We start from the raw sequence: 888 nt of genomic DNA on the forward strand, positions 1-888 counted from the left end.
TATCATTTCCATCACCACCCATCAGATAGTCATTGCCAACGTTGCCATGAAGATGATCATCGCCGGCTCCACCATCCAGCATTTCGGCATCGGAAGAGCCAAGAATGATCTGATCACCAGCCTGGCCGTTCAGAACCGTGGCATAACCCCGTTCGTCCGGCACGTTCTGGTAGTCCGGTGAACCATTGGTATCAGGGTTACTGCCACCAAAAGCACTAAAAATCTGATCTGCGGTAATCTGGCCTCCACTGGAAAATCGAATGGTATCCACTACGTTATCACCACCCAGGAACCAGTCTTTCAGCGTAACCGTATCAGTCCCACCCTGAATATTGAGAATCAGGTCAGTACCATAACGGCTGAGGCCTGAAGCTACCTGATTAAAGCTAATACCTTCAAACAACAGCGTATCATTACCACCGCCAGCATTGTCGATAACGTCCTGACCATCTCCAGCTGTAAATACATAGGTATCGTTACCACGTCCACCTTTCAAAGTATCATTACCAGCCTGTCCATTCAGGATATCGTGACCATTTCCACCCTCCAGAAGATCATCACCGCCATCCCCAGATAACTGATCATCACCGTTAAATCCACGGATGTGATCAACCTCGGTTGTACCAGTTAACGATGCGTCATCACCGGTTGTGCCATCAACCTCATTAGAATTGCTTTCAGAAGGGGCTGGAATGGCTAGACCAAAGGCACCAAAAATCTGGGCTGCCGTGATCTGTCCACCAGTTTCAAAAGTGAAGCTGTCAATCAGATGTTCACCGCCCAGGAAGAATTTCTTGAGGGTGATCTGATCCGGGCCACCATTAACCTTTAGAATCAGGTCATCACCCATTTTGGATAGCCCAGAGGCTACCTGATTAAAGGTAATAC

Annotated in this window: 1 protein-coding gene; it reads right to left on the minus strand. The window is 48.2% G+C overall.

Features of this window, described 5'->3' with window-relative positions:
* Window positions 1-850: calcium-binding protein (locus tag J7438_RS28745; protein ID WP_286196957.1), on the minus strand; the 850-nt coding region annotated here is incomplete at its 3' end.
* Between the last annotated feature and the right edge of the window lie 38 nt (window positions 851-888).

Origin of the sequence: Thalassotalea sp. G20_0 (assembly GCF_017744175.1) — a bacterium.
Lineage (GTDB): Bacteria > Pseudomonadota > Gammaproteobacteria > Pseudomonadales > Endozoicomonadaceae > Endozoicomonas.